This is a genomic window from Clostridium sp. AF32-12BH, assembly GCF_003477935.1.
In the GTDB taxonomy this organism is placed as follows: Bacteria; Bacillota; Clostridia; order Lachnospirales; family Lachnospiraceae; genus Brotaphodocola.
In genome coordinates, this window is record NZ_QUEH01000025.1 from 20,129 (window position 1) to 34,658 (window position 14,530).

Consider the following 14,530-nt stretch of genomic DNA (forward strand, 5'->3'; position numbering starts at 1 on the left):
CGGCGACCCACGCATTACGAAAATTGAAATTTGCTTATGACCATTTGTGTTATTGTTGAAAAAGTTAGATTTTAAGCCATTTTTCAATAATTCACTTCCGTTAACTTCCGGTTGCTTCTGACAACTTATGATATTCGTAGTCCCCAAATAGTCCCCAAAGCACTTATCGATATTATGATTTTGATTCTTTTTTCTTCCCCCAGTTTTTAAATTCAGTTCCGCTATAAACGGCTTTACCATTGTAGCGTAACCGGTTGCATCTGGTGATGATCTCGTTCTTTTCTTTTGTAGTTCCTTCTTGATAAAGTTCTTTGAAATGTGCTGTCAGTTTTGTTTTTACTGCGGTCAGAGCTTCTTTTTCAGTTTTTCCGGCTCGTTTCTTTAATTCCACATACTTTTTAATTTCATCCTCAAATTTCTTTTTGCTTTCCGCATCTGTATAGTCATATTGATCTGCTGCAGAGATTATGTCGACCTCGTCTTTGATTTCCTTGTTAACCTCCCTGTTAACCTGTTCTTCGATATCTTCTTCTGTGTATCCAGCGTCCAGCAAATCCTTTTTAATTTTGTCTGCCAGTTTTTGGTCTCCGCCATCTTCGGCATTCATCATCATATTGATATACAGACTCTTATTATCGCTCAAAGACAGTCCGTACTTCATTTTCGTTGCCTCATAACCGGCAGAATCGCTTAAAGTCCCTACAGCTGTATCGATGATAGCCAATGCGTCTTTTGTGATGCTCTTGATTGGGAGTCCTGTCAGCGCACTGGTCGAGCGTACTGCCTCCAGAAAAGAATACTGTGGAGTGTACTTGCCTTTCTGCTGCATAACTTTATAAACTTTCTGCCAAGCGTAATAAACATCCTGCACCCCCTGCATATCGGTCCGTTTTACAGTATCTCCCTGAATGGTTGATATTACGTCACGAATATACGGAACATTGTTTAGAATATTTACATTATCAATCATGTTCGTTGCCAAATGCGACCGGAATTTTTCATTGAGCTTTTTATCCCGGTCATCATCTCGGAACATGTCTACCGCCGCTGCTGCCGCTGCTGTCAGGAATGCATTGGCAGTAAAAGCCGCTGCCACACGCCCTGCATTTTTCCATGCAGTTTTCTTGTCCATACGTCCTGCTTTCAGGTCCCAAACGGCACGATACAGCATATTGTAGGTTTTCAGAGGCTCTCCCATAAATGCTGTTGCCATTTTGGCAAGCCCGTCCTTTGATCGCATTACTTCGGTTCTGAGCATCACTGAATCAGCTACCTGTGTCTTATAGATGATTTCCGAAAATCTGCGCCCAACCTGTGTGTAAAATTCTTCCGACCCTTTCTGCAGATCCGGATGTTTATCCATTATCTCGTATTCAACAGCATTCCACAAGCGTTTCCACGTTACCTGATCGCCCAGTTCTGCCAGGAACATCGTTTTGTTGACAAACCGGTCCTTCGCACTATCCGTATCAATCAGTACATCCTTCATTCGTCTAGATACCTGCATCTGGTAAAATCCCCAGTCTTTCCACTGAGCGATCGGTGCATACTCTGTGATGATATCCCAGTTTGCGCCTTTCGTGAGACCTCTTGCAATATACTTTGCATCCAATTCTGCGTAAGCGCGGGCAATGGATCCCGGCTGCTGTACCGCTACACGGAGGTTTCCGGCTACTGCTGCAGCTTTCATATTCCCCATCAACATATCCGCAATTCCAGTATCATTTCTGGTATGGACAGACCCATTAATATCATCCACCAGATTATCCAGGTATTTCGCTGTATTGCTTCCAAGCGTTGCCTTGATGCGCTCCTGAATGCTGGAATCATTCAACCCGCGGGCATCTTTATAATTTAACAGTTTATGTAAATCCGAAAGCGGAACCAATAAGCCATTATAACTGCTCATTTGGTCTACATGACGTGTAAATACATCAAAGATATCTTCCACTATAATCGGATTATTGGCATACGCATTTGTGCTTTTTGTCATTCCGAGGTTGCGAATCGTAGACTCTTTTTTATTTCCCTCTGGCTGCATGATATAATCTTTGTCCGTTGTGATCGGGAAGTAGTTCTTTGATTTATACTTTTCGTACCCATAGAGTTGCATGGATGCTTCATTTCCCCATTTTGCAGCATTGTCTCCCAAGAAATGCTGCATCTTGTCTGCCAGTCTTTTCTGATCGGCTGAGAGCGTATCTGTAATGGTCTTTACATCATCAGCAGTGACTCTGATTGGTTTATACCCACGCTGTCTTTCCGGGAACAATCTTTTTTCCTTAAGTGATACTCCCAGGTCGATATCCCCCGCTTTAATACCACCTTTTCTGTCGTAAATATGTTTTCTTGCCTGACTTCTTTTGTCCAGGACATATAACGCCATAATCTGACCGGTAGAAAGGGTAATATCTCCACCCGCGAGCGAAAACGTATGTCGTTCCGGATTCTTTCCGGTCCATGCCCGGATGTCTTTGGTTTTTAACCCGCACTCTTCCAGAGATTTTTTAAAATATTCCTCCGCTTCTTTCAGCAATTTGGTTTTCTTGTCCCAGCCACTTGTCAGAGAATCATATACCGACTCCATGGCCGGTCCCATTTTATGAAATACCGTAACAGGATCCATCATTTTGACATTCAGCAAGCTGTCTACTTGACTGAGCGGTCCGCGGAATTCCTTTCTATTTTTCATCATATCTGTATCGGCAAACACATTCTCTGCGAGGAGACTCACTTCACCATATTTCTTATTCGTCTTCAAAGCATTGATTTCTGTTATGGTTGATTTCATCGAGCGCACAGTATTCAACAATTCTTCCATATCATAGGCGCTCAGCTCTTCCAGCCGGTCAATTCCTTTCGTCTTCTCGGTCAGCTCTTCTATTCTTTTTGCGAGATCCGGATCAACATCAACATAACGGATATTTCCATCCTGATCGGTTATCTGTCCGGATTCCTTGATTTTATTAAATGCTTTCAGAGCTTCCTCCCACGCTAAGGTTCTTTGCGTTTTTACGCCGTTGTATTCTGTTTTGGAAGAAAAATCAATATTGCTGAGAAAATCTGCTACCACCGTCCGAAGTTCTTCTGGAATGCGCTGTTTATCGTTTGGCTCCAGAAGCCATTTACGGAGCTTTGTGCTCTCCTTTATAACGTTTTCCTTTGCCTCCCGTTTCGCAAGAGCATCCCGGCGCTCCTTCATTCTGGAATTGAATTTTTCTTTCTGCCAGTAAAGGTCCCGTGCGTGAGCCTCTTGCATGTCAGCATTTTCCCGTCTCGCCTCATTCAAGAGCGCAGAATACTGAGTTTCTGTTTTCTGCTTATAATTCTCTAATTTTTCATTGTACTGCCTGCGTACTTTATTGAGTTCTGCTGCTTTACGATCTGCAAAGGTAGGCGGTACCAATCTTACATTCTGATACTCCTGCAAAAGTTCCTGACCGACATGGTACGCCATTTCATCCATATTTGCATGATATGGATTTGCAATCTGAGGCTGAGTCATATCAAGCACATTTCCGATCTGCATTAACTGATCCGCCGGATGCGTTATATCCGCGTCAAACAGATCCGGATGCTGGCTTGCAAGTTCTTGATACAACGAGTCCACCGATATACCTGTTTTTCCAAGGCTCATGCGGCCAAAATATTTTCTGCGAAAGTCATTATATCCGCCTGTTGCCGCCAGATCAGCTTTATCCTGATCTGTAATCATGATTTTCGTATCTTTAATCTGTTTGCGCAAATCCTTGTATTGCTCTGTCAGCGCCGTATCCTTCTGTTCTGCTTTGTTGAGTATTGATTTTCCAATGTCTGTTGCAACGTTGTTGAACTCATCCCAATCAACATTTTCCCCGGTTCTGACATATTCAAACAGCTTTGTCACATTCGATACCAACGGATCCAGTTTTGCCTTACTATTATATTCTTTCAGGATTTTCCTACAAACTTTTTTAATATCATCCTGCCGCAGTTCCTCTTTGGCCGTCAGAGTGAATTCCTTTTTCAGAAGTTCATTTGCTTCTTTTAAATCTTCATTTTCTTTTAAAAGTTTTTTGACATCTTTTTCGTTTGTGTATTCGTCGATGTCTTCCATCTGGAAGCGGATATTTTCCACGGAATTCACCGCTTTATTTCTGGCACCTTCTACATCCGGATCATACGTCACTGTTCTGATTCCGCGATCAGCCAATGCGTCCATAACTTTCTCGTTTGTTCCGTCTGGAACAACGGCCACTGCCACCTCATCATACCCTACTACACGCTGAGGTTTTGCCTCAAACATATCAACCGGCATTTCCTTGACCTCATTCACAATATTCGTGATTTCCTTAAAGTCCTCATCCGATACTTTCCAATATGGAATATCAGCAAATACCTTTCTGACAGCTTTCTCGGAAAAGTTTTTCATTCCTGCTGCCTCTTCAATCAGACTTCCCACATTGTCGATGGCAGAATAGCTCGTTGAACCGGTTCGATCAATGATGTTCTGGATAACATTCATAAGGCGATTGTTAAGCGCATCCTGTCTTTCTGCAAATTCTGTTTCGGTTAAGTTCTGGATTTTTCCCTCTGCCTTGTGAATATCTGCAATGCTATTGAATTCTCCAGATGCTGCAGCTCTGAGCGTTTTGATTCCCATAAATCCAACGACATTTTTTGCATCGCCCTTTCCCTGCGAAATCATGGATTTTACAATATTCTCCGGTGTAACATCATAATGGAGCTGTTTAAAGGTCCTGCGGTTTCCACTTGGTGTCAAATACTCTTTGCCATTTGGTACGCCTTTACCTACTACCAGACCATCATACAGGTCGCGAATCCAATCCTCATAGTCCTTTTCATCAATCTGTGATTCGATTTCTTCCCTTATCCCAGCCTCGTCACGCTCAATTTTTGTTGTGTACTGGACTCCCTTTTCCTGATAATTAAAAGCATTTCTAAATTTATCAAGCACATGACCGAACCGAAATGCCTTTTCTTTCGCGCTTTGAACCTGTTTATATGCCTGTTCCGGATTCATTCCATTTTCAATTTTTGCCTGCGCATAAACATTTAGCAATTCATTTCCGTACGCATTCAAAATTTCTTTCAGCGAATATCCAGAATTCAATATTTTTTTTACTCTATCCTGATCCGGAATTTTGTTCAAGATACTCTTATACATATTTTCTGTCTCGATAGAGATATTTGGTTTTTTTACCTGTTTTGCACGATCTTCCACCTGGATTCCTTTTGATGCAAGATAGGCAGCCTTCATTCCGATATTATATTTCGCCGCCTCCACAACGCCATCCACACCGCTATATTCTGCATCTCCAGATTGCGTCTGGATAAAGCGCTTTGCTTCCTGCTTGAGATAATCTGGCATCTTTCCGTCCATGGTCTTATCAACGTTCCTGGATGCTCTGTAGTAAACATCCTCATTGATATCGTTTTCAATCCGCGGGAAGGTTGGTGTCCAGGCATCAGCACCATACACCTTATTTTTACGATTTGCCGGATCAATCGTGTCTTTTCGGAAAATCAAAGAAATATCTCCGAACTTATCCCAGCCTTGCGCTGCTTTCGTAATGGCAATGGACGGCATTGGGATCCCGTCATATTCCAGCATCTTCATCAGCTTATCTTCGCTCAGATTGTGAGCGGCAATTAGGGTATCTGTTTCTTCAACTGGGTCTTTTAGCTGGAATTTCGTCTTGATTTCCTGTTCTGATTGTTTTATATTATTAGTAGGAGCTATACCACTGAGCGTTTTGGACGTGTCTGAGGGGATCGGTGCTACACTGATATCTGTCGCTGTGGGGACGCTCCCTTTTTTTTCGCCCCATGCATACATTGTTTGCAGCGTCAGCATTTTCCTTTTATCAGAAACGTATTCTATTGCAACTCTTTTTCCATTTATATTTTTCTCAAATTTTAGCGCAGGCTTACCCATTTCAGTTGTCCCAGCGCTGCTTACTTTATCATAGGAACTAATAATTTCTGGAATATCTGCAATCATTTCAGGCGTAACCGGTATCTGTCCCCTAGTAGTTTCTTTTTTGCTGTCTGCGTGAGAATTTTCAAATTCGCTCGTCATCGCAACATTATAGCCTTCCAACTCTAACCCTACATCCCGGTGCAGTTTAGCTGCCAGTTCCGTTCCAATCTTTCCCATGTATAATCTTGCGTACGGTTTCTTATGCACATGTTTCTCACAAAACTCAACTATGTCCTCTTTTGTATTGCAGAACTGTATACTGCCATTTGCATATCTCGCCTTATCATTATCAGAATATTCTTCTAATCCAAATTCATTTAATTTGTATTTTGTCTTGGTATCACCAACAACATCATATCCAGCTTTATACCGTTCGCTTGCTGCTTCCAGTCCTGCCATATAGGCACGTCTCGCCCTCTGGAAGTAAACCATATTCTCTTCCAGGGCTTTAGCTGACTGACGGGTGCTTCCGGTTTTAATCAGGCTCTTGATCGCATCAATTACATCATCGATGAAGTCAAGAATTTTCTGTCCCAGTGTTTTGTTTGCAGTTACCTCTTTTATAAATTCTTCATCATTGAAAAATTTCTGCGAAGCATCTGCTACCATTTCCTCCACCGCCTGATCTCTGTTTAATTCCTGTCCCGTCTGGGCTAAATACCGGTCGATGTATGAATTGATTCCCTCTTCTAAATCCATCCCCTCTGACTTCATGATAGCCTGAGCCACGGTCTCAGAATATGCCCGGTAGTTGTCCGGATCCATTTCGCGAATGAAATGTGTCAGTTCATGGCCCATGCTTCCAAGAAAGTCTTTACTATTAACATCAAGCGTAATTTTTCCTTTCTGATAGGATGCCGTGGTTCCGCTCTGATCCATGCCATCTACAAGCTCAATCTGTAAACCGGTTCGTTCGCCCATATAGGTCGCTACCGCTTTCTGCTGTGGCGTTGCATTCTCGACTGCTGACGCCAGTCCTCCGGTTCGTGGATCTCCCTTTGTCATATTCAACGGCGCTCCGGTTTTCTCGTCCACTTTGCTGATATCAGCATTACGGTCTTCTGCTCCAGCAAGCCAGATTTTTTCCAATGTGTCTCGACCTAATGTGGAAAGCGCCTCACGGTGGATTCCTTCCTCCATTTTGAGACCATATCTTCCCGCATCATAGACACGGTCAAATGATCGTGAATACTGGTTTAAATCTGTTGTGTGATCATAGTTATCAAGATACGCATTCATGCCGGATGTGCCGTATTTCGCAGAAAGCTCATCGAGAAACTCTCTATCGCCTTGACTGGTCTTGCTTGAAGTGTTCGGTTTTTCCGAAATGTTCATCTGTTCTTCCGGATTAATTTGTTCTGGACTTGCGTCTTCCAGCTCAATATTATCTCCGGTATCTGGCATTACACTTTCTGTCGCATTCTGGTTATTATCTTCCACTGGTCGTGCATTTTCATGTGGAATCTGTGCATTTTCTTCTTGATTCTGGACAGTTTCTTCCTGATTCTGCGAAATATTTTCGTCCTGCTTGGCATTTTCTGCAAATTCAGCCATCCTTTCCAGGAATCTTCCATTTTCTCGGTTGCTTATATTTTCACCGTTTTCCTGTCGTTCAGCGTACCTGCGAGCAAGCTCCTGAAGATCTCTGGCTTCCTTTTTGGTTTCGAACGCTGCATATGTACTGTCTGTATCAATACCCTCTGCAAAGTCCTGATACTCCGGCACATTTCTTTTTCCTTCCGCACGATAATCAAGTTCCTGCGCGATTGCCCCCGGTGCGTTCAATACACCAGCATTTAAAGCGCCAAGCATGGCCGCATACCATGCTTCTGGATCCGCAAGGCTGATCTGGTTGTTTTCTCCAAATAACATATTCCGGCTGGCTTTGTCCAGAAGCTCCTGCGTATACTCCTGCAGGCCCTCTGCCGCCATATCTGCACCATATCCGGCTACCTGTTTAATGGTATCTCTTGCTGCAGGATTTGATACCAGTTTTCTGACCGCTGTGTCAATAGCGCTTTTAACTCTTGGATGTCCAAGGCTCACATTATTTAAGCCGCCCAAAAACGCCTGAGTTACCGTCTCACTTGCGGCATTCAAAGCGCCGTACATCTGTGCCGCTTCAACGTCCTGACCTTCCCGGATCGCGTCCGTATAAGAGTTTCCTCCCGCTGCTGCGCCGAACATGGCAGATCCAAAAGCTGATCCTGCCGTCGTACCAAGTGTAGCACCTGCTGCCGGTGCCGCCAGCATACTTGGAAGCATAAAGCCCGTGGAGTTCGCCAGATCATAAGCAACTTTTTCAATACCTGAACTATTTTCCTGTAAATGCTGCAGGTAACCGTCAAACGTTGATGCCGGTGCCGTTTTATAATTACCCGTCACCATGTCCACAGCCTGTCCAAGACCTTTTACAGCACGATCCGTTCCGGCTCCTGCACTGGCAAGCATATTTAAGCCTACAGCCGGTATTTTACCGGTTTTTGCAGCAGCCTCTGCAGCCTGGCTACCCGCTCTCATATTCAGTTCCTCGTCAATCGAGCTTGCATACTTATCTGCCTGATCAGCACCGTACCGTGAAAAGAGATAGTTGTACATTGTCTTCTGGTCCGCTGTCATGGCCTGAAAGCTATGATTATTTCTTTTAAGTCCTCCGATTGGATCAGACCAGAAGCCTTTCATTGTGTTCCCGGTTCCGATGGGGTTCTTATCGTCTTTTGCTCCCTGATATGCGCCCGACTGGAAGTCCGGTCTCTTTGCAATATCTTCGTATGACGTAAATCTGGTTAATCCGTCTTTAAAAATCCCGTTCTCCGTTACACCTTTTGCATCCTGGGCTTTTTGAGCTTCATATTCCTTGCGCTCATTTTCCTTGTTTCGTCTCCGCTCATTTGCCGCTTTTGCCATATTTGAGCGCGCTGCTTCGTTTCGCAACGCACGTGGATTTGCAAGCTGATGTTCCGTTTGCAGACTTTCCCGTTCCTGACGCAAAAAGTCTGTTGTCGATGCCCGATTCTTATTGATTTCGGTATTCTTCAACTGACGCTCCCTGTTTTCTCGGTTCACTCTGGCATCCCTGAGTATTTTGCGCTCTTTCGCAGCCTCTTCCTGCTTTCTGCGGTGTTCCACGTACCGGTCCATAGTAGTATTTCCCGTGCTCAGCCCAGAATCCACAGAGCTTTTATATTTCTGATAAAGGCTGCTGTTTCCACTTCCCTGATCTTCTTTGTACTGTTTGAATAATTTTCCTGCCATAGCATCTCCTTATCTCGGCTTCCGGTATGTGTAGCTGTTATCAATTTTGTTTTTGCTGTCTTTCTGTGCTGCAGAGACGGCTTTTGCAGCGGTATCCGAATCAACTCCAAGGTACTGCTGCAAGATACTCTTAACGCCAGTAGCATCATTTACATAATACGATTTTGACAGGCGCCCGCCCCTATCATCTTTTTCATTGAGCAGATCCTTCGCAAAATTGACAAGGTCATCACTTGTATAGCTACTCTTCGTTTTTTTCGATGATCCAGATCCACCAGAAGACCTTGCCTTTGAGTAAGCCAATGCAAGCTGTTTCGCATCCTGTTCTTTCTGGTAATCAAATTGCGTCTGCCAGTTCTGCTGTGCCAGGGCGTCCTGTTCTTTCTGATAGTCAAACTGCGTCTGCCAATTTTGCTGTGCCAGGGCATCCTGCGTCTTCTGGTAGGCATAATTCTCAGCCCACTGCTGCATTGCCTGATCCTGCTGGTAGGTCGTCATATCTTGATTCCATGATGAGTCATAACGGCCTGCATAATAGTTTAAGTCGTTATAGTAGTCCGACACATTATCCCTGTACCGGTTGTAATCGATAGAATCCTGGTTATTGTACATGTTTAATTTGTTATAAAGTTCCTGCCCCTCCTGGAGGTAGTTGTTATAAACCCGGTCGTAAATGTCAAGTGTGGTGTTATTAAAATTGGAAATGGCGTTGTCGTATGCCTGCTGCCCTGCAGCCTGCGCATAGGTACTTCCATAGCCGCCTGTTGCCGCCTGTGCCGCTCCCATAGTGTCCCGCATGGACTTCTGCCCGTTCTGGATGGCCTGCTCCCGCATGGTGGTGTATAAATCGCTCTTAAATACATCATCGGTGTTAAACTGTGGCCGGTTCTGGATGGTGTTAAGGATGTTCTGGATCTCATTGCTGTACTGACTCTGAAACGCCGCCGGTTTGCTGTTTTCCAGGTCATCCAGATGGTTTAAATACCGGTCCGTCATGGATGAAGTCTGAAACTGCGACGGAGAATATCCTGTTAGATACCGGTTTTCCTGGGTTGATTCCGTCTTATTCTGAGTTCCCGGGCTGGCTGCTGCCTGGAACGGTGTGTTCTTAATCGGGCTTGCCGCTGCCTGGAATGGTGTGTTCTGCGTCGTCTGGGTCGTTTTGTTCGTTGTTCCCGGTCCGTAAGTCGTTTTCTTCTTCTGTCCTGCTGTAATCACTGGACTCTTCGTGTATGCTATTGCCATCTTCTTGCTCCTCCGCGTTTACTTCAATTCCCTTTTTAATGATGTTTTCCATCACAACAAGCAATCTCGCCTGCTTGACACCCTTCACTTTTACCTTTCCCAGAATTTCTTCAATAGCCTTAATCTGGGTCTCACTATAAATCTTACACTTCATTCTTCAATATCCTTTCCAGTTCCCCGATCTGTCTCTGCTGGCTCTTGATTGCCCCCGCAAACAGCGCGCCATAAGAACTATAAGGGATTGCATAGTATCCATCTTCACCCACGTCTGTGAGCGGGAGGTTTGTACCAATCCGATCCTGCAGTTCATTGACATCCTGGGCGATGAATCCCATCTGTGTCTCCTCGGATCCCATATATTTAAACGTTACCGGTTTAAGTCCCAAAACCACCTTTAATGCAGTTTCTTCCGGAATATCCTCTATCTCCTCTTTCAGCCTAATATCCGAATCTTGATAGAGTGTTTCGCAGGTTACTGATCCGGTTACGCTCATACTGGTGCAGCTGATGCTTCCGTCCACATCACAGTCTCCGTAGGTGATCAATGTGCCACATGCCAATGGGCCGCTGCATTTGATGGATCCTGTGTAAGCTCCGGAGTCAATCTCTGTTTTTCCAGTGGACGATACCTTGAATTTATCATTGATGTTGATTGAGCCGCCGGTTATTTTTCCAGAGAACTCTGCATTTCCGTTTGCATCCAGCTTAAGATTCTTCGCATCAATGGTTAAATTTCCTGTCTTGAAATTAATGGTTCCGGCTGTCATGGAAATTTCAGAACACAAGTCCCTTGCAGATACTTTCAGGTTGATCTGGTCATTCAATGTGCTGATCTTCGATGACACTCCTGTTTCCAGGTTAGTAAACTCTGACAGAAGACCGTCCATCCCAATCTCCAGTTGTGAGATCGAGGTCTCCGTCTCCCGGTAGCTGACTAGAAATTCCTGAGAGAAATTATCCTCGGCATCCAGGTTCGTGAGACTATACTGGAGCTGCTGATTCAAAAGCATGATGTAATTCCGGATCTTTTTCATATCCGGATCTTTGGCTAATGTTGGTGCACTAAAGTACGACATGACGTTTTCTTAATTCCTCCTTCATTACATCGATGCGTTTCTGATTTTTCTGTATCGCTGCCGCCCACACCGCGCCAAGCTGACCATATTCCAATTTCATCATTTCCCCGGCTTTCTCCGGTTTTAATTCCTGGGCGATAAATCCCATACTTTTTCTTTTGCTTTTCTTAAACCGGTAAGAAACTGGAATGAAATCCTTTATGTTTACAGCGAGTGGTTTTACATCCGTTTTCTTTCGTGCATCTGACGTTTCCCTCACACGTTTGCATCGCAGCGTATACATGACATAGGCATCACTTCCTGTTAGTGTCCCCTTGATTGAGCATCCTCCATAACCATCATCATCTTCCACCGTTACCATCCCGCCTGCGGTTGTTGTCCCATTTTTTGGATTTAGCAGGTTACAAACAAGATCTCCCTGAATTACTGAGTATCCAGAGCTGTCTACCGCGAATCCAGTTCCGATTTTCATTGACCCGCCAGTGATTGCACCGGTAAATGTGGCATTGCCTTGCGCATCCACTTTCAGGTTGTCCGCATCAATCGTAAAATGACCGGTTCTCAGAGCTATGCATTCTCCATACAGTTCCATCCTGGACAGCATGGTGCTTACAACACTGCCTTTACTTACCAGAAGTTTAATAGATTCTTCTGACTGTTTCAGTTCCGCGTATGTGTCCTCGCTCAGATCATCAAAGCGAAGTGTTAGCTGTTCGGAATCGTGTTTAATGGTTGCCGTTTTTTCTTTTTTCGTCTTTTCCAGGTTCAAAAACTCTTTGGAAAAGTTATCTTCATCCAAGTTGGTGAGTGTGAACCTCAAATCTTCGCTGAATCTGTAAAGTTTTCTTACAAGTTCCTCTTTCTTTTCATCTTTTCCGATGACAAGTTCTTTAAATACCGCCACGTATATCACTCCCTAAGCCAAGCGTTTTACTCTCCGCAACCAGGGTCATACCTCCGCAGCCTTCCAGGCGGTACCGGTATTTCTGGCACCTGCGCGGGCAGATCGGAACAACATGGGTGCGATAGGTTTTTGCTTTGAACACTGCTGCCGTGTGCCATTGTGGATCATCGTCATACCGGAACGATACCATGACCTCAGAATCTGTCTGGAGTTCCATATGGAAACGCATCTTCCGGAGGAATTTGTTGTCTATCGTTCCTTCCAGAAGGTCCCCGCTCTCCAGCATCCATGAGATGTTTTCATCCCGGTTCCCGGCGATTGTAAACAGATTTCCGTCAGAATCCACACAATAAAGTTTCCCGTCTCCATAGACCATATCAACCAGATGCAGCGCATCCTCTTTTGTCCAAGCGTTATATTTCAGATCATAAACATAAAGTCCCCACTCGTCCCCCGATTTAAGAGATGCATAATATTTCCCGCTGAAATGTGAAGCAATTCCATTCGTAAAACTCAATGGTTTTAAATTATCACCAATCGACTCCGGCTGTGCACCGTCATAACTGCACATCTCGTTTCTTCCGGCATAGATCAACGTTTCATTCGTGATACATGCCGTTCGCTCCATTCCCTTCATGATCCCGCGGACAGGGTAGGATGTAGAAACCTGGTAATTTGACGGTTTATTTCCAAAAACCTTGTGGATTGTGTCCTCTTTGAAAAATATCACATAGCCCATGTGTGAAACGCATCCCGTAAAGTCTCCGTCTGATCCGACCGTTACCGCGTAAGAATCCGTTGAGATGCCTTCGAACGACTGCCAGTTCGCCGGATCGCCAAGTTTGGATGAATAGATCTCATGGTTTTTGCTGCTGCACCCCCACAGCCGGTTTTCGTTTTCGCAGACGAAGTCCATGTCAGGCACCGTCCGCTTTAATGTAAGCCCAGAGTTTTGCGAAAACGAATCGGAAAGGTCTCCGATGACAACAACATAGTTATCAGAAACCTCCTGAAGCACGCTGGACTTATTAAAGCTTGCATTTGTGCATCCGGATATCACCACCGCATCATATTGTGAAAACTTCTTTCCAATTCCGGTACAGGTTATCTTTACAAGCGTGGATCCAGACGTTGTCTGGGCGAAGGTTGCGCTTGCCTCTTGCGTCCAAGTCTCTTCCATTTGCTTGACTTCTCCAGTGTTGGTGTTATAGGTAATCTTATCCGGAAATACCACCGCATACGCTCCAATTCCTACAATCTGTTTTCGACTGTCAGATACTGTTGCAATCTTTTTGTCCTTGTAATAGAGGGACGTCCCATCGGCATACATGAGTCCGTTTTTATAAAACAATCCATTCGGCTTTGCAATCTTTTTCATGATCTCGCCGCGTTTCTGCCGCACTGTGATTGCCGGATAGGCATCAAGGGATATGTTTTTCATGTCAGAGAACTCATTTTCCTGGATCACTTCCTGCTTGTTTAATCCGAGAAAGGATCCGATAGTCTTTTCCGATTGCTGAGGATTTCCCCGCAAATATGGTAATCTCATACACCCTCCTAATAATTTCGGAATTTCGCTGCCGGTTTCGGCACGTGGTTCCTGATATGCCAGGAGGCATATTCTTTCCACGATGCTTCAAACATGGCCGCATCGTTGTTATATCGTTCTGTTTCCTGATTCGTAAAATCCACTTTTGCGCGAATGTAATTGATGTATACATCCTGAAACCGGTCTGGTACGGCCAGTTCCCGTTCCGTGTCATCCTCCGCAAATGGGACAAATTCTATATCAAATCCCTGTGCTTTGTTCACCACCTGGTCCAACACCTGACCTTCAATTTCATTCAGCCATCCGATCAGCATTTCCAAATCGTACTGCTGCCCGATCAGCACTGTTGCCGTTTCTATTAATTTTCCTACTTTCATGTCACCCTCCTTTTTGCTATCCTAACATTTACGCGATCGTTTTGTTTGCATAGCAAAAGCGGCAGGTTGCCCCGCCGCTGAGTGAATTTTATTTATTTGAATAGTAATATTGAATATGGAATAAGCCCTCTTGGTATGATA

The 14,530-nt window shown here is 44.4% G+C and carries 7 protein-coding genes; all 7 read right to left on the bottom strand.

Annotated elements, in window-relative coordinates; translation table 11 throughout:
- Window positions 1–172: 172 nt before the first annotated feature.
- Genes DWZ40_RS18080 through DWZ40_RS18105 form a run of 7 tightly spaced genes read right to left on the bottom strand, consistent with a single transcriptional unit; the run spans window position 173 to window position 14,389 of the window.
- A complete protein-coding gene (locus DWZ40_RS18080) occupies window positions 173–9,238 on the bottom strand; it encodes a hypothetical protein (protein ID WP_118544243.1) in 9,066 nt (3,021 codons plus the stop codon).
- A gap of 9 nt (window positions 9,239–9,247) precedes the next feature.
- A complete protein-coding gene (locus DWZ40_RS18085; protein WP_207664530.1) occupies window positions 9,248–10,456 on the bottom strand; it encodes a hypothetical protein in 1,209 nt (402 codons plus the stop codon).
- Window positions 10,347–10,637, bottom strand: coding sequence for a hypothetical protein (locus tag DWZ40_RS19880; RefSeq protein ID WP_207664531.1), 291 nt, complete (start codon window positions 10,635–10,637; stop codon window positions 10,347–10,349). Before DWZ40_RS19880 ends, DWZ40_RS18085 begins: the two co-directional genes overlap by 110 nt.
- Window positions 10,627–11,517 carry a tail fiber domain-containing protein gene (locus DWZ40_RS18090; RefSeq protein WP_243035386.1) on the bottom strand — a complete coding sequence of 297 codons (891 nt, stop codon included), beginning with the start codon at window positions 11,515–11,517 and terminating at the stop codon, window positions 10,627–10,629. Before DWZ40_RS18090 ends, DWZ40_RS19880 begins: the two co-directional genes overlap by 11 nt.
- Window positions 11,518–11,545: 28 nt before the next feature.
- Entirely contained in the window at window positions 11,546–12,463 is a 918-nt protein-coding gene (locus tag DWZ40_RS18095; protein WP_118544246.1) for a tail fiber domain-containing protein, read from the bottom strand.
- Window positions 12,450–14,012: a hypothetical protein gene (locus DWZ40_RS18100; protein ID WP_118544247.1), complete on the bottom strand. Its 1,563-nt coding sequence runs from the start codon at window positions 14,010–14,012 to the stop codon at window positions 12,450–12,452. The genes DWZ40_RS18095 and DWZ40_RS18100 overlap by 14 nt, the downstream gene beginning before the upstream one ends.
- An 8-nt stretch (window positions 14,013–14,020) precedes the next feature.
- Window positions 14,021–14,389, bottom strand: coding sequence for a hypothetical protein (locus DWZ40_RS18105; RefSeq protein ID WP_118544248.1), 369 nt, complete (start codon window positions 14,387–14,389; stop codon window positions 14,021–14,023).
- Window positions 14,390–14,530 lie beyond the last annotated feature (141 nt).

Excerpts from the sequence above, each read along its gene's own strand:
- DWZ40_RS18080 (WP_118544243.1), bottom strand. The coding sequence starts at position 9,238 with ATGGCAGGAAAATTATTCAAACAGTACAAAGAAGATCAGGGAAGTGGA.
- DWZ40_RS19880 (WP_207664531.1), bottom strand. The coding sequence starts at position 10,637 with ATGAAGTGTAAGATTTATAGTGAGACCCAGATTAAGGCTATTGAAGAA.
- DWZ40_RS18090 (WP_243035386.1), bottom strand. The coding sequence starts at position 11,517 with ATGAAAAAGATCCGGAATTACATCATGCTTTTGAATCAGCAGCTCCAG.
- DWZ40_RS18100 (WP_118544247.1), bottom strand. The coding sequence starts at position 14,012 with ATGAGATTACCATATTTGCGGGGAAATCCTCAGCAATCGGAAAAGACT.
- DWZ40_RS18105 (WP_118544248.1), bottom strand. The coding sequence starts at position 14,389 with ATGAAAGTAGGAAAATTAATAGAAACGGCAACAGTGCTGATCGGGCAG.